The sequence below is a fragment of the Polaromonas sp. P3_B1 genome, assembly GCF_056402935.1.
On record NZ_JBFUGK010000042.1, the window covers coordinates 31737 to 52045 of the forward strand.

General features: G+C 62.2%; 16 protein-coding genes and 1 pseudogene. 12 read left to right on the plus strand and 5 right to left on the minus strand.

Going from position 1 to position 20309, the window contains the following annotated elements; genetic code table 11:
* Positions 1-2 precede the first annotated feature (2 nt).
* The 3 genes from AC1DXS_RS20785 to AC1DXS_RS20795 all read right to left on the minus strand — a co-directional run bounded on the left by AC1DXS_RS20785 (position 3) and on the right by AC1DXS_RS20795 (position 2902).
* The gene (locus AC1DXS_RS20785) at positions 3-1463 is read right to left on the minus strand and encodes a sensor histidine kinase (RefSeq protein ID WP_477739372.1); all 1461 of its coding nucleotides are present in this window, start codon (positions 1461-1463) and stop codon (positions 3-5) included.
* A 171-nt stretch (positions 1464-1634) separates the two neighbouring features.
* Positions 1635-2309: a response regulator gene (locus AC1DXS_RS20790; protein ID WP_007870259.1), complete on the minus strand. Its 675-nt coding sequence runs from the start codon at positions 2307-2309 to the stop codon at positions 1635-1637.
* Positions 2310-2419: 110 nt separating this feature from the next.
* Positions 2420-2902 (minus strand): MarR family winged helix-turn-helix transcriptional regulator, encoded by a 483-nt coding sequence (locus AC1DXS_RS20795; protein WP_477739373.1) that lies wholly within the window; start codon positions 2900-2902, stop codon positions 2420-2422.
* A 192-nt stretch (positions 2903-3094) separates the two neighbouring features.
* Between AC1DXS_RS20795 and recA the strand changes: the two genes are divergently transcribed.
* Both recA and recX read left to right on the plus strand, forming a co-directional pair.
* The gene (gene recA / locus AC1DXS_RS20800) at positions 3095-4237 is read left to right on the plus strand and encodes a recombinase RecA (protein ID WP_477739357.1); all 1143 of its coding nucleotides are present in this window, start codon (positions 3095-3097) and stop codon (positions 4235-4237) included.
* A gap of 89 nt (positions 4238-4326) precedes the next feature.
* Positions 4327-4818: a recombination regulator RecX gene (gene recX / locus AC1DXS_RS20805; RefSeq protein ID WP_477739358.1), complete on the plus strand. Its 492-nt coding sequence runs from the start codon at positions 4327-4329 to the stop codon at positions 4816-4818.
* 2 nt (positions 4819-4820) lie between these two features.
* Here recX and argC read toward each other — a convergent pair whose 3' ends face one another.
* Positions 4821-5732, minus strand: a complete 912-nt coding sequence (gene argC, locus AC1DXS_RS20810; protein WP_477739359.1) for an N-acetyl-gamma-glutamyl-phosphate reductase — start codon at positions 5730-5732, stop codon at positions 4821-4823.
* 286 nt (positions 5733-6018) lie between these two features.
* On the opposite strand from argC, the gene sucC reads away from it, so the two are divergent.
* From sucC to AC1DXS_RS20860, 10 genes are all read left to right on the plus strand, one after another.
* On the plus strand, positions 6019-7179 hold the full coding sequence (gene sucC, locus AC1DXS_RS20815; RefSeq protein WP_477739360.1) for an ADP-forming succinate--CoA ligase subunit beta: 1161 nt from the start codon (positions 6019-6021) through the stop codon (positions 7177-7179).
* 18 nt (positions 7180-7197) lie between these two features.
* Entirely contained in the window at positions 7198-8091 is an 894-nt protein-coding gene (sucD, locus tag AC1DXS_RS20820) for a succinate--CoA ligase subunit alpha (RefSeq protein ID WP_477739361.1), read from the plus strand.
* A 107-nt stretch (positions 8092-8198) separates the two neighbouring features.
* The gene (locus AC1DXS_RS20825; protein WP_477739362.1) at positions 8199-8900 is read left to right on the plus strand and encodes a TerC family protein; all 702 of its coding nucleotides are present in this window, start codon (positions 8199-8201) and stop codon (positions 8898-8900) included.
* Positions 8901-9230: 330 nt separating this feature from the next.
* On the plus strand, positions 9231-11987 hold the full coding sequence (locus tag AC1DXS_RS20830) for a CHASE2 domain-containing serine/threonine-protein kinase (RefSeq protein ID WP_477739363.1): 2757 nt from the start codon (positions 9231-9233) through the stop codon (positions 11985-11987).
* Between the two features lie 13 nt (positions 11988-12000).
* The gene (locus tag AC1DXS_RS20835; RefSeq protein ID WP_477739364.1) at positions 12001-12786 is read left to right on the plus strand and encodes a Stp1/IreP family PP2C-type Ser/Thr phosphatase; all 786 of its coding nucleotides are present in this window, start codon (positions 12001-12003) and stop codon (positions 12784-12786) included.
* Between the two features lie 38 nt (positions 12787-12824).
* Positions 12825-13484: an FHA domain-containing protein gene (locus tag AC1DXS_RS20840; protein WP_477739365.1), complete on the plus strand. Its 660-nt coding sequence runs from the start codon at positions 12825-12827 to the stop codon at positions 13482-13484.
* Between the two features lie 61 nt (positions 13485-13545).
* The gene (locus AC1DXS_RS20845; protein ID WP_477739366.1) at positions 13546-15795 is read left to right on the plus strand and encodes a CHASE2 domain-containing protein; all 2250 of its coding nucleotides are present in this window, start codon (positions 13546-13548) and stop codon (positions 15793-15795) included.
* A 34-nt stretch (positions 15796-15829) separates the two neighbouring features.
* Complete coding sequence (locus AC1DXS_RS20850) at positions 15830-16621, plus strand: 3',5'-cyclic-nucleotide phosphodiesterase (RefSeq protein ID WP_477739367.1); 792 nt, start codon at positions 15830-15832, stop codon at positions 16619-16621.
* A complete protein-coding gene (locus AC1DXS_RS20855; RefSeq protein ID WP_477739368.1) occupies positions 16618-19023 on the plus strand; it encodes a GspE/PulE family protein in 2406 nt (801 codons plus the stop codon). The genes AC1DXS_RS20850 and AC1DXS_RS20855 overlap by 4 nt, the downstream gene beginning before the upstream one ends.
* Positions 19024-19103: 80 nt before the next feature.
* Positions 19104-19784, plus strand: coding sequence for a class I SAM-dependent methyltransferase (locus tag AC1DXS_RS20860; protein WP_477739369.1), 681 nt, complete (start codon positions 19104-19106; stop codon positions 19782-19784).
* A gap of 23 nt (positions 19785-19807) precedes the next feature.
* On the opposite strand, the pseudogene AC1DXS_RS20865 reads toward AC1DXS_RS20860, so the two are convergent.
* Positions 19808-20309: pseudogene (locus tag AC1DXS_RS20865) on the minus strand (tetratricopeptide repeat protein); the annotation flags it as partial.

Here is a 20309-nt window from a genome sequence, read left to right on the forward strand (position 1 = left end):
AGCTACACGCCCTCGGGCACATCCATGCCGACAAAACGCACGGTGACGCGCGTGCCCGGCGTTTGCGGATGGCCAGGCAGTGCGGCATCCTCGATCGAGATCGTCGCACCGTGCTGCTTGGCGATTTCCAGAACAATCGCGAGACCCAGGCCTGAACCGTCGACATTGGTGCCCAGCGTGCGATAGAAAGGCTGGAACACCAGTTCGCGCTCCGACTCCAGAATGCCGGGCCCCGAGTCCTCCACCAGCAGCACCAGCACGCCGCTGAAGCGGTCCGTCATCAGCCGCAGCGTGACCTGGCCTTTCTCGGGCGTGTAGTTGATGGCGTTGTCCAGCAGGTTGCGCACCAGCTCCTTGAGCAGAGTCGCATTGCCTTCGAGCTGTGTAGCCTGGTCGCCGGCGTCGGGCCCGTCGTAGCCCAGGTCTATCTGTTTTTCGAGCGCGCGCGGGACCGAGTCGGCCATGACTTCCGAGACGATGTGAACCAGGTCGATGTGCTGCTTGGCCAGGCTGCGGCCCGTGGTTTCCGCGCGCGCCAGGGCCAGCAGCTGGTTGACGGTGTGGGTGGCGCGAATACTGGCGCGGCCTATGTGCTTGAGCGACTTCTTGAGCTCGTCGGCGTCGGTCTCGCGCTGCGCCAGGTCGGCCTGCATGCGCAGGCCCGCCAGCGGCGTCTTGAGCTGGTGGGCCGCGTCGGCGAGGAAGCGCTTTTGTGTGGTCAGAGAGACCTTGAGCCGGCTCAGCAGGTCGTTGATGGAAGATACCAGCGGCGCGACTTCCTCAGGCACCGCGGTCTCGTCGAGCGGGCTCATGTCGTCGGACTTGCGCGCGCGTATGCGTTTTTCCAGTTGGGCCAGCGGCTTGATGCCGCGCACCAGCGCAAGCCATACCAGCAACACGGCCAGCGGCAGCGTGACGAACTGCGGCACCATGGTGCCCTTGACGATTTCAGTGGCCAGCGTCTTGCGCTTTTCCAGCGTTTCGGCGACCTGCACCAGTACCAGCGCCGGTTGCGAGCTGGCCGGTGCGCCCTTCACCTCCACCTTGAGCCAGGTGTAGGCCACGCGCACGTCCTCGCCCTGGATCACGTCCTCACGCAGCCTTACCTCGCCGTTGGTGGGCTTGTCTTCGTCGGGCGGCGCGGGCAGGTCGTGCTCGCCGCCCAGGTGCTCGCCCTGCGTGCCCACCACCTGGTAGTAAACGAGGTCGGTGTCGTCGGCGCGCAGGATCTCGCGCGCGGGCGCGGTGAGGGTGAACTGCACCTGGTTGTTCTTGACCACCACCAGCTTGGCCAGCGCCTGCACGTTGTACTCGAGCGCGCGGTCAAAAGGCTTGCCCGCGATGTTCTGCGCGACCAGCCAGGTCAGCGCCAGGCTGATGGGCCACAGCAGCAGCAGCGGCGTGAGCATCCAGTCGAGGATCTCGCCGAAGAGGCTGCGGCGTTCGCGCTGAAAAAGTCTCAGAGCCACAGGCTGGGTTGCTCCACATCAAGGGCCTGGTGTTTTGGCTCCTTCCCCCTTTGGGGGAAGGTGGGGATGGGGGCTGACGATGGTGGATAGCCCCCGCAGTTCAGGCTTGGGAGGCCGCGGGCCCCCATCCCAGCCTTCCCCCAGCGGGGGAAGGGGCAAGAGGTGTTAACCAGGGATTTTCTCAAGGCAGTAGCCCAGCCCGCGCACCGTTGCAATCCGCACCGGGCCCTTTTCAATCTTCTTGCGCAGGCGGTGGATGTAAACCTCGATCGCGTTGTTGCTGACCTCCTCGCCCCATTCGCAAAGGCGTTCCACGAGCTGGTCCTTGCTGACCAGCCGGCCGGCGCGCTGCAGCAGCACTTCGAGCAAACCGAGCTCGCGCGCCGACAGCTCCAGCATCTGGCCGTCTATGGTGGCGACGCGGCCGGCCTGGTCGTAGACCAGCGGGCCGTGCTTGATGGTGCTGCTGGCGCCGCCCATGCCGCGGCGTATCAATGCGCGCACGCGGGCTTCGAGCTCCTGCAGCGAAAACGGTTTGGCCATGTAGTCGTCGGCGCCGTAGTCCAGGCCCTTGACGCGCTCCTCGACGCTGTCGGCGGCCGTCAGGATCAGCACCGGCATGGCCGAGCCGCGAGCGCGCAGGCGCTTGAGCACCTCCAGGCCGTGCATGCGCGGCAGGCCCAGGTCGAGGATCAGCAAATCGAATTCGGTGTTGGTCAGCAGCGCGGCGTCGGCCTCGGTGCCGCTGGCCACGTGGTCGGCCGCCGCACCGGAGGCGCGCAAAGTGCGCAACAGGCCATCGGCCAGGACCTGGTCGTCTTCGGCAATCAGAATACGCATGGTTGTCTCCAGTCTCCATTTGCCGGCCTGTTGCGGCCTGCGGGCGGGTTTGTGTTCTTCAGCAAATTCTAGGCTTTTGCGGCTTCAGCTTTGCTGACACGCCGACGTGATCAAGCGCCGGCATACGCTTCCAGCCCCAGCGCCACCACGGTGGCCACATCATGCCCCACGGCCTGGCGGAATTCGTCCTCGGCCTGGCGCACGGCCTGATGGAAGGCTTCCAGCCAGAGCAGGCCCGACTCGGTGAACACCACGCGGCGGGCGCGCTTGTCATGCGGGTCGGGCTGGCGCGTCACAAGGCCCCAGGCCTCGCACTGGTCGACCAGGTCGCCCATGGCCTGTTTGCTCATGCCGGCGCTTTGCGCGAGATCCGTGAGGCGCGAGCCGGTTACGGCCAGGTGACGCGTGATGTGGATATGGGCGGCGCCGACCTGGTCGCGCGCCGCGAGGTTGGAGAGCGCCAGTGGCACTTCCACACTGCTGGCCATCAGCGAGAGCACACGCTCGTCAAAGCGCCGTAGCGCATGGCCCATGAGCCGACCCAGGTGGGTCTGTCGCCAGCCGGCCTCGGTCGCGCCAAAGGGGCTGGCCATGGGGGCTGGGTGTGTGGTTTGCGTCATGGAAAGATGCTAACCCAATTGGTCAGGCAAACTGACTAAAAAGAGGGTTTACTTATTTTTATAGCGCCCATAAAGTACTGGTCATGCATCCAGGGCTGTGATTAAACGCAGAGGCTGGAATCCAGGCAACAAGTTTTTACATCATTGATTTTCAAGGAGTTTTTCATGGAACTGACCAACAAGCTGAACCCCGCCCAAAACCCCGTGCAAAGCGCCGCCCTGAACACCGAAAAGGCCAAGGCCCTGCAGGCCGCACTGGCCCAGATCGAAAAGCAGTTTGGCAAAGGCACCATCATGAAGCTGGGCGACGGCGAAGTGATTGAAGATATCCAGGTCGTTTCCACCGGCTCCCTGGGCCTGGACATCGCCCTGGGCGTGGGCGGCCTGCCGCGCGGCCGGGTGGTTGAAATCTACGGCCCTGAATCGTCCGGCAAGACCACGCTGACCCTGCAGGTCATCGCCGAGATGCAAAAGCTGGGCGGCACCTGCGCCTTTGTGGACGCCGAGCACGCGCTGGACATCCAGTACGCGCAAAAGCTGGGCGTCAACCTGCAAGACCTTTTGATCTCCCAGCCCGACACCGGCGAGCAGGCCCTTGAAATCGTCGACTCGCTGACCCGCTCCGGCGCGGTGGACCTGATCATCGTCGACTCGGTGGCGGCGCTCACGCCCAAGGCCGAACTCGAAGGTGAAATGGGCGACTCGCTGCCCGGCCTGCAGGCCCGTTTGATGAGCCAGGCGCTGCGCAAGCTCACCGCCACCATCAAAAAGGCCAATTGCACGGTTATTTTCATCAACCAGATCCGCATGAAGATCGGTGTGATGTTCGGCTCGCCCGAAACCACCACCGGCGGCAATGCGCTGAAGTTTTACGCCTCGGTGCGCCTGGACATCCGCCGCATCGGCTCGATCAAGAAGGGCGAAGAGGTGATCGGCAACGAAACCCGCGTCAAGGTGGTCAAGAACAAGGTGGCCTCGCCCTTCAAGACGGCGGAGTTCGACATCCTCTACGGCGAGGGCATCAGCCGCCTGGGCGAGGTGCTGGACCTGGGCGTAGCCGGCCACATCGTCGAAAAGGCCGGCGCCTGGTATGCCTTCAACGGCGAAAAAATCGGCCAGGGCCGCGACAACTCGCGTGAGTTCCTCAAGGAGAACCCCGAACTCGCAATCGAGATCGAAAACAAGGTGCGCGAATCGCTGGGCATCCCGCTGGTGCAGGTTGCCGGCAGTGTCGACGCCCCGGCTGAAAAGCCTGCCAAGGCTGAAAAAGCCGAGAAGGTCGAAAAGCCCGCCAAGGCTGCCGCCTGATTTTTAATGCGAGAAGGCCTGGCCCAATTGGAGCATGCACTGATAGCTATTAAAAAGATAGCATCTGCGTGGGGCCTGGCCTGTTGACCATGGAAAATCCGGTAGATCACAAACCAGCCAAACCCGCCTCCCGTGCGGGTTTTGGCCTTTCACTCAAGGGCCGCGCCCTGCGCTATCTGGCAGGGCGTGAGCATTCACGGGCTGAACTGGAACGCAAGCTTGCGCCGCATGAAGAAACGCCGGGCCAGTTGGCCCAGGTGCTGGACGACTTGCAGGCCAAGGATTTCATCAGCGAGGCGCGCGTGGTCGAGTCGGTGATCAACCGGCGCGCCGGCCGTTTTGGCGCGGCGCGCATCAAGCATGAGCTGCTGGGCAAGGGCCTCAGCGCGGAGCGCGTGGCCGGTGCCATGGACAGCCTCAAGGGCAGTGAGCTGGAACGCGCCCGCGAGATCTGGCGCAAGAAGTTTGAAGGGCCGGCGCCCGATGCGGCAGGCCGCGCCAAACAGATGCGGTTTCTGGCGGCCCGGGGCTTTGGCGGCGACGTGATACGCCGCGTGGTGTCGCAAACGGACGAGGACTGAGCTTACAAGCTCAACATCAATTTCAGGTTTTGCACGGCGGCGCCAGAAGCACCCTTGCCCAGGTTGTCCAGCCGCGCCACCAGCACCGCCTGGCGGTGCTCTTCATTGGCGAACACGCGCAGTTCCATCTTGTTGGTGTCGTTGAGCGCCAGCGCGTCCAGCTTGTTCGATTCGGGCGCGGCTTCAACGGTCACCCATTCGCTGCCGGCGTAATGTTTGGCCAGCATGTCATGCAACTGCGCGCCGGTCGGTTTGCCAGGCAGCAGGTCCAGGTGCAGCGGCAGTTGCACCAGCATGCCCTGCTTGAAGTTGCCGACCGAGGGAATGAACACCGGGCGGCGTGACAGGCCGGTGTATTTCATGATCTCGGGCAGGTGCTTGTGTTTCAGGCCCAGGCCGTAGAGCTCAAACGCGGGCGCGGTGCCGGCTTCGTAGTCTTCAATCATTTGCCGCCCGCCGCCGGAGTAACCGCTCACAGCGGGAAGGCTCAGGGGGAAATCGGCCGGTATTGCGCCGGCGTCGACCAGCGGTCGGATCAGCGCGATTGCGCCGGTGGCGTAGCAGCCGGGGTTGCCGACGCGCTCGGCGCCCGCCACAGCGGCGCGCTGGGTCTGCGTGAGTTCGGGAAAGCCGTAAACCCAGCCGGGCACGGTGCGGTGGGCGGTCGAGGCGTCAATGATCTTGGGCTTCTTGCCGGGCAGCGAATCGATCATGGCCACGGATTCGCGTGCTGCGTCGTCGTGCAGGCACAGGATCACCATGTCCACCTGTGCCATCAGTGCGCGCTTGGCGGCCGCATCCTTGCGCAGTTCGGGCGCGATGCTGACCAGCTCGATCTGCGGCATGGCTTGCAGCCGCTCGCGGATCTGCAGGCCCGTGGTGCCGGCTTCTCCGTCAATAAAAACTTTGGGCATGAATGGGGACTTCCAGGACTGCAAATAGAAATGAAATACGCAAATAAGGCAAATACAGGGGGCCGCCTTGGCAGGCCAAAACACCTCAAAACCGCCCAATTTGGGCTATTTCGGGGTGTAAGCCGGGCACAAGAATTGTGCGTCGCACCATGATACAGTTCTGCGTTGCTGCCTGCAGTGACCGCCGACGTGGTTTTTTGAGCTGATGTGGCCTGTTTCCGACACCCCACAGCCCTGCCCAAATCCCAGTTGCACCCCCTCTTTTACTGAATTCTGAAGGTTTTTCATGAAAATTCACGAGTACCAGGGCAAGGAAATCTTGCGCAATTTTGGTGTGCCTGTGCCGCGCGGCATTCCGGCTTTCACGGTGCAAGAGGCGGTGGAAGCCGCCCAGAAGCTGGGCGGCCCGGTTTGGGTGGTCAAGGCGCAGATCCACGCGGGCGGCCGCGGCAAGGGTGGCGGCGTGAAGGTTGCCAAGACCATTGAGGATGTCAAGCGCATCGCCGGCGAAATCCTGGGCATGCAGCTGAAGACGCACCAGACCGGCCCCGAAGGCCAGAAAGTCCGCCGCCTCTATATTGAAGACGGCGCCGACATCCAGAAAGAATATTACGTCTCGGCCGTGACCGACCGCGAGTCGCAAAAAGTGGCCTTCATCGCCTCCAGCGAAGGTGGCATGGACATCGAAGAGGTGGCCCACTCCCACCCCGAAAAAATCATCAAGGTGTTTGTCGACCCGCTGGTCGGCATGACCGACGCGCAAGCCAAGGAAGTCGCAGCCGGCATCGGCATGCCCGCCGACTCCGTGCCGCAGACCGTCGACATCCTGCAAAAGCTCTACAAGTGCTACATGGACACCGACGCGTCGCTGGTTGAAATCAACCCCCTGAACCGCAACAGCAAGGGCGAAGTCATGGCCCTGGACGCGAAGTTCAACTTCGACGCCAACGCGCTGTTCCGCCACCCCGAAATCGTCGCCTACCGCGACCTGGACGAGGAAGACCCGGCCGAAGTCGAAGCCAGCAAGTTCGACCTGGCCTACATCAGCCTGGACGGCAACATCGGTTGCCTGGTCAACGGCGCCGGCCTGGCCATGGCGACCATGGACACCATCAAGCTGTTCGGCGGCGAGCCGGCCAACTTCCTGGACGTGGGCGGCGGCGCGACGGCTGAAAAAGTCACCGAAGCCTTCAAGATCATGCTGAAGAACCCCGATGTCAAAGGCATCCTGGTCAACATCTTCGGCGGCATCATGAAGTGCGACACCATCGCCGACGGCGTCATCACCGCCTGCAAGGCCGTGAACCTCTCCGTTCCGCTGGTCGTGCGCATGAAGGGCACCAACGAAGACCTGGGCAAGAAAATGCTGGCCGACTCCGGTCTGCCCATCATTGCCGCAGACACCATGGCCGAAGCCGCGACCAAAATCGTGGCCGCCGTCAAGTAAGCCCAGGAGAACACAAGCATGTCGATCTACATCAACAAACACACCAAAGTCATCACCCAGGGCATCACCGGCAAAACCGGCCAGTTCCACACCCGCATGTGCCGCGACTACGCGAACGGCAAAGAGGCCTTTGTGGCCGGTGTGAACCCCAAGAAAGCCGGCGAAGACTTCGAAGGCATCCCGATTTTCGCCAACGTGACCGAGGCCGCCAAGGCCACCGGCGCGACGGTGTCGGTCATTTATGTGCCGCCCGCAGGCGCGGCCGCAGCCATCTGGGAAGCCGTGGAAGCCAACCTCGACCTGGCGATCTGCATCACCGAAGGCATTCCGGTCAAGGACATGCTGGAAGTGCGCAACCGCATGAAGGCCAAGGAAGCCGCCGGCGGCAAGAAAACCCTGCTGCTGGGCCCCAACTGCCCCGGCCTGATCACGCCCGACGAAATCAAGATCGGCATCATGCCCGGCCACATCCACCGCAGGGGCCGTATCGGTGTGGTCAGCCGCTCCGGCACGCTGACCTATGAAGCCGTGGCGCAACTCACCGAAATCGGCCTGGGCCAGTCCAGCGCCGTCGGCATCGGCGGCGACCCGATCAACGGCCTCAAGCACATCGACGTGATGAAGGCCTTCAATGACGACCCGGACACCGACGCCGTCATCATGATCGGCGAAATCGGCGGCCCCGATGAGGCCGAAGCCGCGCAATGGTGCAAAGCCAACATGAAAAAACCCATCGTCGGCTTCATCGCCGGCGTGACGGCTCCGGCCGGCAAGCGCATGGGCCATGCGGGCGCGCTGATTTCCGGTGGCGCCGACACGGCCGACGCCAAGCTGGCCATCATGGAGGCCTGCGGCTTTACCGTGACGCGCAATCCTTCGGAAATGGGCAAGCTGCTCAAAGGGCTGCTGTGAATAAGCAGTAATACGAATTCCGGCGGAAGCAGCCGGGGCGTAAACTGAAAGCCATTTGAAAGAAAGCGCTCATCGGCGCTTTTTTTCATTCATAACAGGAGATAGCCATGATTTTCGGACTGGACCTCGCGTCCCCTCTTTTCTGGAGCGCTTTTGGTTCCATCATCCTCGCCAACATCGTGCTGTCGGGCGACAACGCCGTGGTGATCGCGATGGCGGCGCGCACGCTCAAGCCCGAGCAGCGCGGCAAGGCCATCTTCTGGGGCAGCGCCGCCGCCATTGTCATGCGTATCGTGCTGACGATTGTGGCCATCCAGTTGCTGACCCTTCCCTATCTGAAGCTCATAGGCGCGATCCTGCTGGTCTACATCGGCGTGGACCTGCTCAAGGGCGAGGAAGATGAGGACGGCGAAGGCCATGAAATCAACGGCATGATGGCGGCCATCCGCACCATCCTGATCGCTGATCTGGTCATGAGCCTGGACAACGTGCTGGCCGTCGCCGCCGCCGCCAAGGGCAACCTGCCGCTGCTGGTCCTGGGCCTTCTGGTGAGCATCCCGCTGATCATTTTTGGCGCCACCCTGCTGACCAAGGTCATGGAGCGCTTCCCCATCATCATCACCATAGGCGCCGCCCTGCTCGGCTTCCTGGCCGGTGAAATGCTGCTGACCGACCCGGCCGTGGCCGGCTATTTCGGCCCGGTCAGCGAGCAAACCGTGACCTTTGGTGGCATTCTCGGCGCCGTGCTGGTCGTGGCGCTGGGTACTTACCTCACCAAGCAGAAGCAGAAAAAAGAGCCTTCTGCCTGAAATCCGCATGCCTGGCCGGCAGCCGCGGCGCCGCGCCTGCCGGCCAGAAAGCCCTCGCCTGCCTGAAGCCCGCATGATGCGGGCTTTTTGCATATGCGCTGAAATACCACTTATTTGCAACAGTCGGCATGGCTGCAGTGCAAAAGTCCCTTGTCCAGCCGCACCCCGTCTGTTAATGTCCCCTATCAGGAGACTTGTAACCTGCCGAAACAAAGGGCGGCGGGCGGTGCTTGGTGCGCCAAAACGACGGCGGTCACCGGGCGGCCGGTAATACAAAGCAATTAAAAATCGTCTAGCTTATGCACAGCGAAACAGGACAAGGGACGGGTAGTGGCCAAATCATCTAGAAAGCTGAGTCAGTTCTGGCGGGCCGACTGGTTTGTCGGGGTCCTGGTGGTGCTGGCCGTCCTTTTTCTGCACGGGCTGACGGATTTCTTCGGCACGCTGGAGCGCCGCTACTACGACTACGCAAGCACCAGCACCTCGCGCCAGCCTTCCGACCGCATCGCCATCATCGCCATCGACGACCAGAGCATCGCCAACATCGGGCGCTGGCCCTGGCCGCGCGATGTGCACGCGCAACTGATCGACCAGCTGTCGGCCGCCAAAGCCAAAACCATCGCGCATACCGCGTTTTTCTTCGAGCCACAGACGGACCGCGGGCTGGTGTTCATCCGCAAAATGAAGGAAGCGCTCGGCCCGGCCGCCGTGGATCCGGCTGCGGCTGGCCAGGGCGGCCTGCCCGAACAGCTCGGCAAGGTGATCGCCGAGGCCGAGGTCGCCCTGGACACCGACGCCAAGCTCGCCGCCAGCATGAGCAAGGCCGGTAACGTTCTCGTGCCCTCGGTGTTCCAGCTGGGCGTGCCGCAGGGCCGCCCCGACAACCCGCTGCCGGCCTATGCCCTCAAGAGCGCGGTGGATGAAACCAATAACTTCTCGCTACCGGCCATACGCGGCCAGCAGCCCATCGAACAGATAGGCGCGGCGGCCGCCGGCATAGCCCACCTCAACCAGCTACCCGACGTGGACGGCGCCGTGCGCCAGGAACCGCTGCTGATCAATTACTACGGCAAGGCCGTGCCGTCCATGAGCCTGCTGGTCGCGGCCAAAAGCCTGAATCTCGGGCCCGCAGACATCAAGCTCAATGTGGGCGAGTCGGTGCAGATCGGCAAGCTGATGGTCAAGACCGACGAATCGGCGCTCATGCTGCCGCAGTTCTACAAGGGCAAGGACGGACGCCCTGCTTTCGCGGTGGATTCGTTTTACGACGTGGTCTCGGGCAAGATTCCGGCCGCCAAGTACGCCGACAAGATCGTGATCATCGGCGCCACCGCCGCAGGCGTGGGCACCCAGTTCCCGACGCCAGCCGGCCCCGGACTTTCGCCGGCCGAGACCATCGCGCACATCACCTCCAGTATCCTGAGCGAGCATTTCATCGTGCAGCCGGGCTGGGGCGTGTGGGCGACGCTGGGCGTGCTGCTGCTGGTGGCCGGCTACCTGATCGCCGGCCTGCCCAGGCTGTCGGCGGGCAAGGCAGCCATCGTCACCCTGGTGCTGTTCCTGGTGCTGCTGGTGGCTGAGTTCGGCCTTCTGTCGGCGGCTGCGACCTGGCTCAAACTCGTTTTCCCCGCCGCGCTCCTGGTCATAGGCCACCTGGCGCTGACCACCAAGCGCTTCCTCATGACGGAAGCCGGCAAGCTCAAGTCCGACGAGGAATCGGCTGAAACCAACCGCATGATGGGCCTGGCGCTGCAAGGCCAGGGCCAGCTGGACATGGCGTTTGACCGTTTCCGCCGCGTGCCTTTCACCGATGCGTTGATGGACAACATGTACAACCTTGCGCTCGATTTCGAACGCAAGCGGCAGTTCAACAAGGCTCAGGCCGTGTACGAGCACATGGCGACCTACAACAAGAACCACAAGGACCTGCAGTCCAAGCTCAACCGCGCCAAGAACCTGTCCGAGACGGTCATCCTGGGTGGTGGCGGTTCGCACCCCGGCGGCACGATGCTGCTGGACGGCGGCGCCGTCGAAAAACCCATGCTGGGCCGCTACCAGGTCGAAAAAGAACTGGGCAAGGGCGCCATGGGTGTGGTCTACCTTGGCAAGGACCCCAAGATAGGCCGTGTCGTGGCCATCAAGACCATGGCGCTGAGCCAGGAGTTCGAGGGCGAGGAACTCGACGACGCGCGTGAGCGCTTCTTCCGTGAGGCCGAGACCGCCGGCCGCCTGCAGCATCAGAACATCGTGACGATTTTCGATGCCGGCGAAGAACACGACCTGGCCTACATCGCCATGGAATTCCTCAAAGGCAAGGACCTGGCCGACGTCACCAGGGACGGAAGCCTGCTGCCGGTGCCCAAGGTGCTGTCCATCGTGGCGCGGGTGGCCGAAGCCCTGGCCTACGCGCACAAGCAGAATGTGGTGCACCGGGACATCAAGCCCGCCAACATCATGTACGAAATCGACAGCGATACGGTGAAGGTGACCGACTTCGGTATCGCCCGTATCACGGACTCCAGCAAGACCAAAACCGGCCTGGTGCTGGGCACGCCGAGTTTCATGTCGCCCGAGCAGATTGCGGGCAAGAAGGTCGACGGGCGCTCTGACCTGTATTCGCTGGGCGTCATGCTGTTCCAGATGCTGGCCGGCGTGCTGCCTTTCCGGGGCGACTCCATGGCCGAGCTGATGTACAAGATCGCCAACGAAGAGGCGCCGGACATCCGCATCATCCGCAAGGAACTGCCCGACCGGCTGGCCCAGGTTGTCGCGCTGTCGCTGGCCAAGAAGCCCGAGCTTCGCTACCAGGACGGCGACCGCTTTGCCGCCGACCTGCGCGAGGTCATTGCCGCTCTCGAGGGTGGCGCCCCGCTGGCCAAGCCTTCGCCGTCTTTCCATGCCGCTCAGCCGGCAGCTCCCGCTGCATCATTCGACACCACGGTGGTGCAATCCGCCCCCGCCGCCCAGGCGCCCGAGCCCAGGGCCTATGATGCCACCCAGGCCATGAATGCCAACGGAGCCGGAACCCAGACGTTTGACAAAACCGTTGTCTCCCGGCCGCCCGCCGCCGACAAAGACACCCAGTGACAACACGAACAAGATGATCTACGAGATTTGTACACATACCGACCCAGGGTTGACGCGGGATAACAACGAGGATGCGGTGTCGTTTGACGCGGCGACGCGCCTTTGCATTCTGGCGGACGGCATGGGTGGCTACAACGCCGGCGAGATCGCCAGCGGTATGGCCGTGGCCTTTATCAAGTCGGAAATGGGACGCTGGCTGTCCCAGGCCGGCCGTCATGCCAATGCCAAGGAAGTGCGCCGGGCGCTGGAAATCTGTGTGGAAAACGCCAACCATTCGATCTTCAATGCGGCCAACTCCAATCCCCAGTACACAGGCATGGGCACCACGCTGGTCGTGGGCGTTTTCCAGGACGGGCGCCTGATGCTGGGCCATATTGGCGATTCCCGCTGCTACCGGTTGCGCGGCCAGGAATTTCAGCAGATCACCAAGGACCATTCGCTGCTCCAGGAGCAGATCGACGCCGGCCTGATCACCCCCGAGCAGGCTTTGACGTCCCTGAACAAAAACCTGGTGACGCGCGCTTTGGGCGTGGAAGACACGGTCCTGGTCGAGGTCAACGAGCACCGCGTGGAAGCGGGTGATCTCTACATGATGTGTTCCGACGGCTTGTCGGACATGGTGGCGGACCCCGGTATTGCCGCCATTCTGGCGGGCGTTGGGACGCTGGAGCAAAAGTCAAAGCAGCTGATTGCAGCGGCCAATGAGGCCGGCGGACGCGATAATATTTCCGTCTTGCTGGCTTACGCGAAAGAAGACTCGGCCAAGCGCGGGCTTTTGTCGAGAATGCTGGGAAAATAAGCGGTGACTGAAAATTTAAAAACAGACAGGAGTCGGCCATGCCGAAAATGATCGTCTCTATTGACGGCGTTGTGATCAAGGAAGTCCAGTTGACCAAGGACAGGACGTCCCTGGGCCGCAGGCCCTACAACGATATCGTTATTGACAACCTCGCTGTCAGCGGGGAGCACGCCGTCCTGCAGATGTCCGGCAATGAGGTCTATCTTGAAGACCTCAACAGCACCAACGGCACCTACGTCAACGGCAAGGCCGTGAAGAAGCTGTTGCTGCAAAACAGCGACACGGTGGAAATCGGCAAGTACAAGATCAAATACGTCAACGAGGCCCAGCCTGCCGGTTTCGAGAAAACCATGATTATCAAGGCCGGCTCCGCGGGCCTGGTCGCTCCTCCCGCTGGTGCGCCGGCGGCGGCCCCCGCCGCCGACATGGGCGGCAATGTGAACGCGGCCATCAAGGTCATGTCGGGTGCCGCAGCCGGCCGCGAGGTCGCACTGGTCAAAGTAGTAACCACCATCGGCAAGCCGGGCGTTGCGGTGGCGGCGATCACCAAACGGCCCCAGGGCTTTGTGGTGGCACACGTGGAAGGAGCCGGGAAACCGACCCTCAACGGTGCGCCTATCGGTGCCGAGCCTGTCCTCCTGAAGAACGGCGACATGCTCGAGCTGGCCGGAACGCAGATGCAGTTCGTCCAACACTGACCCGGGTGCCCGTCCGGGCTTCGCCATTCGCGGACCGTCAGCACCCAACACCCGAGGTCTCATGAGGCTCCTCTCCCGGCACTGGCCCCGCATCGCCGTCACGCTGATTCCCCTGGTGTTTGCCATGTTGCACGCCGGCGGGATTTTGCGCCTGGGCGTGCTGCAGCGGCTGGACGACATCATCTACGACGCCCGCCTGCGGGCGACGATGCCGCGCACGCTGGATGAGCGCATCGTCATTGTCGACATTGACGAAAAAAGCCTGGCCGAGGTCGGTCGCTGGCCCTGGGGGCGCAACAAGCTCGCGGATTTGGTCGAAGAACTGCAGGACCGCCAGAAAACGGCCCTGCTGGGCTTTGACGTGGTGTTCGCCGAGGCCGACGAAAGCTCGGGCCTGAAACGCCTCAAGCAGCTGGCGCAGGCGGAGCTGAAGGACCAGCCCGGTTTTTCGGAAAAGCTCAACCAGCTGCAGGCCAGCCTGGATTACGACGCGGTGTTCGCCAAGGCGATCGAAAAGCGGCCCGTCGTCATGGGCTATTACTTCACCAGCGATCGCGACGGACGCGTCAACGGCGTCCTTCCGGCACCCGTCATGGGCCGGGAGGCCTTGGCTGGCCGGCCTATCAAATTCACCAGCTGGAACGGCTACGGCGCGAATATCGAGCAGCTGGCCAAGGCCGCGCCGCTGGGTGGTTTCTTCAATTCCATCACCGAAGGCGACGGTGTAGTGCGTTCCATCCCGCTGCTTGCCGAGTACAAAGGCCAGTATTACGAATCGCTGGCGCTGGCCATGTTTCGCATGCTGGCCGGCCTGCCCCGCGTCGAGCCGGGGTTCCCTCCGGAAAAATTCCTCACACGCAACTACCAGGGGCTGGAAAGCATTTTGCTCAAGCAGGGCAGCAAGACCCTGGCAATTCCGGTCGACGACCGGGTCGCCACGCTGGTGCCGTTTCGGGGCCATGGCGGCGCCAATGGCGGCTCGTTCCGCTACATCTCGGCCGCCGACGTACTGGCCAAGCGCCTGGCGCCTGCTGCGCTCAAGGACAAGATCGTCCTCATAGGCACCACCGCACCCGGCTTGCTCGATTTGCGGGTTACCCCGGTCGGGGAGACCTATCCCGGCGTGGAAACCCATGCCAACGTGATCTCCGGTTTCCTGGACGGCAAGGTGTTTGTGAAGCCCGATTACGCGGTTGGGTATGAAATTGTCATCCTGCTGTTGTCGGGCCTGACGCTGGCCTTCGCGCTGCCCCTGCTGTCGGCCTCCCGCGCGGTACTGGTCAGCCTGGCTGTGACCGCGGCCATCGCAGGGCTCAATTTTTGGCTGTATGCGGGTTATGGCCTGGTGCTGCCGCTGGCCAGCGCGCTGGTCATGGCGCTGACGGCCTTCGCGCTCAACATGAGTTACGGCTACTTCGTCGAAAGCCGCTCCAAGCGCGAGCTGGCCAACCTTTTCGGTACCTATGTGCCGCCCGAACTGGTCGATGAGATGGTGAAAGACCCCGATAGTTACAACATGACGGCGACCACCAAGGAGCTGACCGTCATGTTCTGCGACATGCGCGGCTTCACCAAGATGTCGGAAACCATGGAGCCGACCCAGCTCCAGGCGCTGCTCAACAGCGTCTTTAGCCGCCTGACGGACCTGATACGCGGCAACCGCGGCACCATTGACAAATACATGGGCGACTGCGTCATGGCGTTCTGGGGCGCCCCCGTCGATACGCCGGACCACGCCGCGCTGGCCGTGAAGACGGCGCTTGAGATGTCAAACGCCGTCCGCAGGATCAATGAAGAGCACAGGGCCAAGGGTTTACCCGAAATTGGCATAGGCATAGGCTTGAACACCGGCACCATGTGTGTGGGTGACATGGGGTCGGACATCCGCCGCAGTTACACCGTGATCGGCGACGCCGTGAACCTGGGCTCGCGCCTGGAGGGTTTGTCCAAATCCTACGGTGTCGATATCGTGGTCAGCGAGTCCACCCGCAAGCTCGCAGGGGACTTTGCGTGGCAGGAACTGGACAAAGTCCGCGTGAAGGGCAAAGATCAGGCTGTGGCCATTTTTTGGCCGCTCGCGCCGGCCGACCGGATCGACAAGGACAATGCCGCCGAGCTGAAGACCTGGGGCTTGGCGTTGAAGGCCTACCGGGCCCAGGACTGGGACCAGTGTGACGTGCAGTTACTAAATTTGCAGCGGGCAAATGGCAAAAAGTTCCTTTACCGGCTGTATGCGGAGCGTGTAGCCTCCATGAGACTGTTGCCGTTTGATCCGGAGTGGGATGGCGCAACCAATTTTGAGACCAAATAGTACAAAGACCAACGCGGGGCCAACCGGAAAACTCATGAAAGTACGTGTACTAGGCTGCTCGGGAGCCATCGCCAAAGACTGCCGGACCACGTCTTTTCTGCTGGACCATGACTTGCTGGTCGATGCGGGCACGGGCGTCGGTGACCTCACGCTCGATGAAATGACCGGCATCGACCACGTACTGTTGACGCATTCACACCTGGACCATGTCGCCGCGTTGCCGCTGATGGCGGACGCTATCGCGGCGCGGCGCACCACCCCTATACAGATACACGCCCTTCAAGGCACGATTGACGCCCTGAAGGCGCACATCTTCAACAACACCATCTGGCCGGACTTCTCCAGGATTCCCACGCCGCAAGCGCCGTTTATCAGCTTTCACCCCTTGAGCGTCGGGCAGACCTTGCTGCTGGGGGGAAAGCACGTGGAAGTACTGCCCGCGGTGCACACCGTGCCGGCCGTGGGCTACGCCGTGGCCACCGGCAAAGGCTGCTGGGTGTTCACCGGCGACACTGAACAGAACCCGGCATTGTGGGCCCGCATCAACCAGATGAACGTGGCCATGCTGGTCATCGAAACCGCCTTCAGCAACCGCGAGCGCGACCTTGCCAAGCGTAGCCTGCACCTGTCGCCGCACGCACTGGCCAACGAGCTGGACTGTATAGAGCGCGGAAAAAATTACCCGATCTACATTACCCACACCAAGCCCGCCGAGACCGACCTCATCATGGCCGAGATACAGCGTTTTGACCAGACACGACCGTTTGGCCCCAACGTGACGCACGACATCCGGTGGTTGCGGGCAGGCCAGGAGTTTGAACTATGAGCGCCGTATTGCAACGAGACCCGCAGGACGAGTTTTTCGACTCGCAGATGCTTCCGCCGCAGGAGCGCGGCGTCACCTTCGAGGCGCTGTACTTCCGGCAGCTGCAACTGGTCACCAACCGCATCCATGAGACGGAAAACATCGACCAGATCATGCTGGAGGCGAGCCAGGACATCTGCAAGCTCTTCAACGCCGACCGGCTGACGCTGTACGCCGTCAATGAAGACCGCAGCTCCATCGTGTCCAAGGTCAAGACCGGCCTCAACACCAGCCGCGACCTGAAGCTTCCGGTCAGCGCGCAAAGCATCGCCGGCTATGTGGCCATGTCGCGCCAGATGGTCAACATCGCCGATGTCTACGATGAAGACGCACTCAAGAAAATCCACCCGGCCTTGAGCTTCCTGCAGGAGGTCGACAAGCGCTCGGGCTACAGGACCAAACAGATGCTGGTGGCGCCCGTGATGGACGGCGACACACTGTACGGCGTGCTGCAGGTCATCAACAACCGCAGCGACCAGCCTTTTGGAAAGCTCGAAGAGGACGGTGCTCGCCAGCTCTGCAAAACGCTGGGCATCGCGATACGCCAGCGCATGCAGAGGGCGGAAGACGGACAGCGGCGCAAGGCGACCAAGTACGACGGTTTGGTCGGCGAAGGCGTGCTGTCGCAGGATGAGCTGCAGCAATGTGTCCAGCAGGCGCGCGAGGAGGGCAAATCGGTTGAGCACATGCTGATGGCCAACTACCGCATCCGCCCGGCCCAGATCGGCCAGTCGCTGTCGAAATTTTTCGGCGTGGGCTACGAGGCCTTCAACGCCGGCCGCATACGCTCCGAAATGCTGCACGGCCCGCTCAAGCGCGATTTCATTGAGCAGCAAGGATGGATACCGCTGGAGGAAACCACCGAAGGCCTGGTGATCATGTGCATGGATCCGGAGGCCGTGCGCGGCGCGCGCGTGGTGCCGCAGGTGTTCCCGCGCATCACCAAATTCGCTTATCGCGTCACCACCCAGACCGAGTTTGAGGAGACGCTGAACCAGCTGTTCGGCGCCGGCGCGGACAGCAGCTCCATAGACCAGTTGCTGGCGGACATGGATTCGCCCCTGGAAGGCGAAACCGCCGACGACTCCTCGCTGGAATCCGCAGCCGCCGACAACGAACTGGTGAAGTTCGTCAACAAGGTGATCATCGACGCCTACAACCAGAAAGTCTCGGACATTCACATCGAGCCCATGCCCGGCAAGGCCAAGACCGGGATTCGCTTTCGCGTGGACGGCACTCTGCAGCCTTATATCGAAGTGCCGGCCCAGTTCCGCCAGGCCATGGTCACCCGGCTCAAGATCATGTGCGACCTGGATATTTCCGAGAAGCGTAAACCGCAGGACGGCAAGATCAAGTTCAAGAAGTACGGCCCGCTCGACATCGAGTTGCGCGTGGCAACGATTCCCTCCGCCGGTGGCGTGGAGGACGTGGTCATGCGTATCCTGGCCGCGGGTGAGCCGATTCCGCTTGAAAAGCTCGGGCTGACGGCGCACAACAAGGAGCGGCTGGAGAAAACCGTCTCCAAGCCCTATGGGCTTTTTTATGTGTGCGGCCCCACCGGCTCAGGCAAGACAACGACACTGCACTCCATCCTGAAATTCCTCAACACCCCGGACACCAAGATCTGGACCGCCGAGGATCCGGTCGAAATCACCCAGAAGGGCCTGCGCCAGGTGCAGATCAACCGCAAGGCGGGCATCGACTTTGCGCTGGTCATGCGCGCATTCTTGCGGGCCGACCCTGACATCATCATGGTCGGCGAGTCGCGCGACAAGGAAACGGTGGCCATGGGCGTTGAGGCCTCCCTGACCGGCCACATGGTGTTCTCGACCCTGCACACCAACTCGGCCCCCGAGTCCATCACCCGCCTGCTGGACATGGGCATGGACCCCTTCAATTTCGCCGATGCGCTGCTGGGCATCCTGGCGCAGCGCCTGGCCAAAAAATTGTGCGACTGCAAAGAGGCTCATGTCTTGAGTTCGCAGGAAATCAAGGATTTCATCAAGGAATATTCCGAAGAGCTGCGACACACCGACGCCTGGAAGGCCGATGAGGGTGGCGAGTCGCAGAAGCTGTTTGAAGACTGGATGGAGCGCTACGGCAAGGACGGCAAGCTCACCGTATACCGCGCCGTGGGCTGCGATAAATGCGGCAAGACCGGCTACAAAGGCCGCGTCGGCCTGCACGAACTCATGATCGCCGATGACGCCGCGAAAAAACTGATCCAGGAGCGCGCCCGTGTCGCGGAACTGTTCGCCAGCGCCGTCAGCAGCGGCATGCACACGCTGAAGATGGACGGCATGGAGAAAGTGCTGATGGGCCTGACTGACTTGAAAATGGTCCGTTCGGTTTGCATCAAATAACCTCGGTGGCTCGCGCAGCTAGCGCAGGCGCATTGCTTTTTCTGTCCTCGTGACTTTCACTTTTTCTGATTTAGATCACTATGAGAATTTTGACCGAGCTTGTTAAAAACATATTTGTCAAGCCGGATTCGGTTCCGGTTTATGAGGCCGATACAGGCACAAAGAAGGTCTTGAACGTGGGTGGCGGGAGCAAGGCGACCCCGATCTCCCCATACTTTTCAAGCTGGGATCATCACCTGCTTGATATCGACCCCAAAGGCGCCCCGGATCTCGTATGTGACGCCCGTGAACTGACGACTCTTCCCGGCGGGGGGTATGACGCGGTGTATTGCTCCCACAATCTTGAGCACTACTATCGGCATCACGCCGCTGCAGTCGTTAGCGGCTTCAGCCACATGTTGAACGCGAATGGGTTCGCGGAAATTCGTGTACCGGACATTGCGGCAGTCATCAAGGCCGTGCTTGAAAAAGGGCTTGAGCTGGATGACGTTTTGTATCAGAGCGCCGCAGGGCCTATTTCAGCGCACGATGTCCTTTACGGTTACCAGGTCGAAATAATTGAGAGCGGAAAAGATTACTACGCCCACAAAACAGGATTCACCCCGAAGTCTCTCACCAGGCTCATGCTGGAAAACGGCTTCAAGCATGTTTTTTTAAATTCCGATGAGCACCTGGGCGTTCACGCCATCGCCTTTAAAGCCGTGCCAACTGCCGAGCAACGTGCGCTTCTGGCGCCGGTCTGGAATTTGTCAATGAATTAAGCCATTGAGCAAAGGTGTCCAGCCTATGCCGGGTTCTTCCTGCCTTCGCACCATGTGACCCACATGGCGCGCAGGGCTGCCTCAAAGTGGGCGGCAAAGCGAGGAGCGTCAAAGATGGGGGATGCCAGGACTTGGGCGCGCAAGCCGGCGCGCAGGTCGGCGAGGGCGTGCAGGTTCCGGGCGTGCGCGGCGGCGCGGGCCACATAGTCATCGGCGTCGGCGGCAATCCAGTCGGGCAGGCCGGCGTTCATCAAAAGTCCTACCCCCTGTCGCGACAGGAAGCGCTCACACGTGCGCTGCCGTACGGAGGCGTCGCCCCGTTGCCGGCACCTGAGGACAAGACGGCTGCCCGGCCCCGCGCGCAGCCCACGTGCCCACAACGCGACCACCGCATCGTTCATCTTGCTCAGGTTGTTGAAGCAGCCGAAGGTGATGTGGCCGTTGGCCAGCGCGGGCAAGGCGCCGACCTCGCCCTGCGCGTCAGGCGGCGTGAAACACAGGCGGGTTTGGGGCAGGCGCCATATC

Bases quoted from the DNA above. Each gene is read 5' to 3' on its own strand.
- argC (WP_477739359.1), bottom strand. From the start codon at position 5,732: ATGCCCAAAGTTTTTATTGACGGAGAAGCCGGCACCACGGGCCTGCAG.
- AC1DXS_RS20850 (WP_477739367.1), top strand. From the start codon at position 15,830: ATGAAAGTACGTGTACTAGGCTGCTCGGGAGCCATCGCCAAAGACTGC.
- AC1DXS_RS20845 (WP_477739366.1), top strand. From the start codon at position 13,546: ATGAGGCTCCTCTCCCGGCACTGGCCCCGCATCGCCGTCACGCTGATT.
- AC1DXS_RS20860 (WP_477739369.1), top strand. From the start codon at position 19,104: ATGAGAATTTTGACCGAGCTTGTTAAAAACATATTTGTCAAGCCGGAT.
- AC1DXS_RS20835 (WP_477739364.1), top strand. From the start codon at position 12,001: ATGATCTACGAGATTTGTACACATACCGACCCAGGGTTGACGCGGGAT.
- AC1DXS_RS20855 (WP_477739368.1), top strand. From the start codon at position 16,618: ATGAGCGCCGTATTGCAACGAGACCCGCAGGACGAGTTTTTCGACTCG.
- AC1DXS_RS20825 (WP_477739362.1), top strand. From the start codon at position 8,199: ATGATTTTCGGACTGGACCTCGCGTCCCCTCTTTTCTGGAGCGCTTTT.
- AC1DXS_RS20840 (WP_477739365.1), top strand. From the start codon at position 12,825: ATGCCGAAAATGATCGTCTCTATTGACGGCGTTGTGATCAAGGAAGTC.
- recX (WP_477739358.1), top strand. From the start codon at position 4,327: ATGGAAAATCCGGTAGATCACAAACCAGCCAAACCCGCCTCCCGTGCG.
- AC1DXS_RS20795 (WP_477739373.1), bottom strand. From the start codon at position 2,902: ATGGCCAGCCCCTTTGGCGCGACCGAGGCCGGCTGGCGACAGACCCAC.
- AC1DXS_RS20790 (WP_007870259.1), bottom strand. From the start codon at position 2,309: ATGCGTATTCTGATTGCCGAAGACGACCAGGTCCTGGCCGATGGCCTG.
- sucC (WP_477739360.1), top strand. From the start codon at position 6,019: ATGAAAATTCACGAGTACCAGGGCAAGGAAATCTTGCGCAATTTTGGT.
- sucD (WP_477739361.1), top strand. From the start codon at position 7,198: ATGTCGATCTACATCAACAAACACACCAAAGTCATCACCCAGGGCATC.
- recA (WP_477739357.1), top strand. From the start codon at position 3,095: ATGGAACTGACCAACAAGCTGAACCCCGCCCAAAACCCCGTGCAAAGC.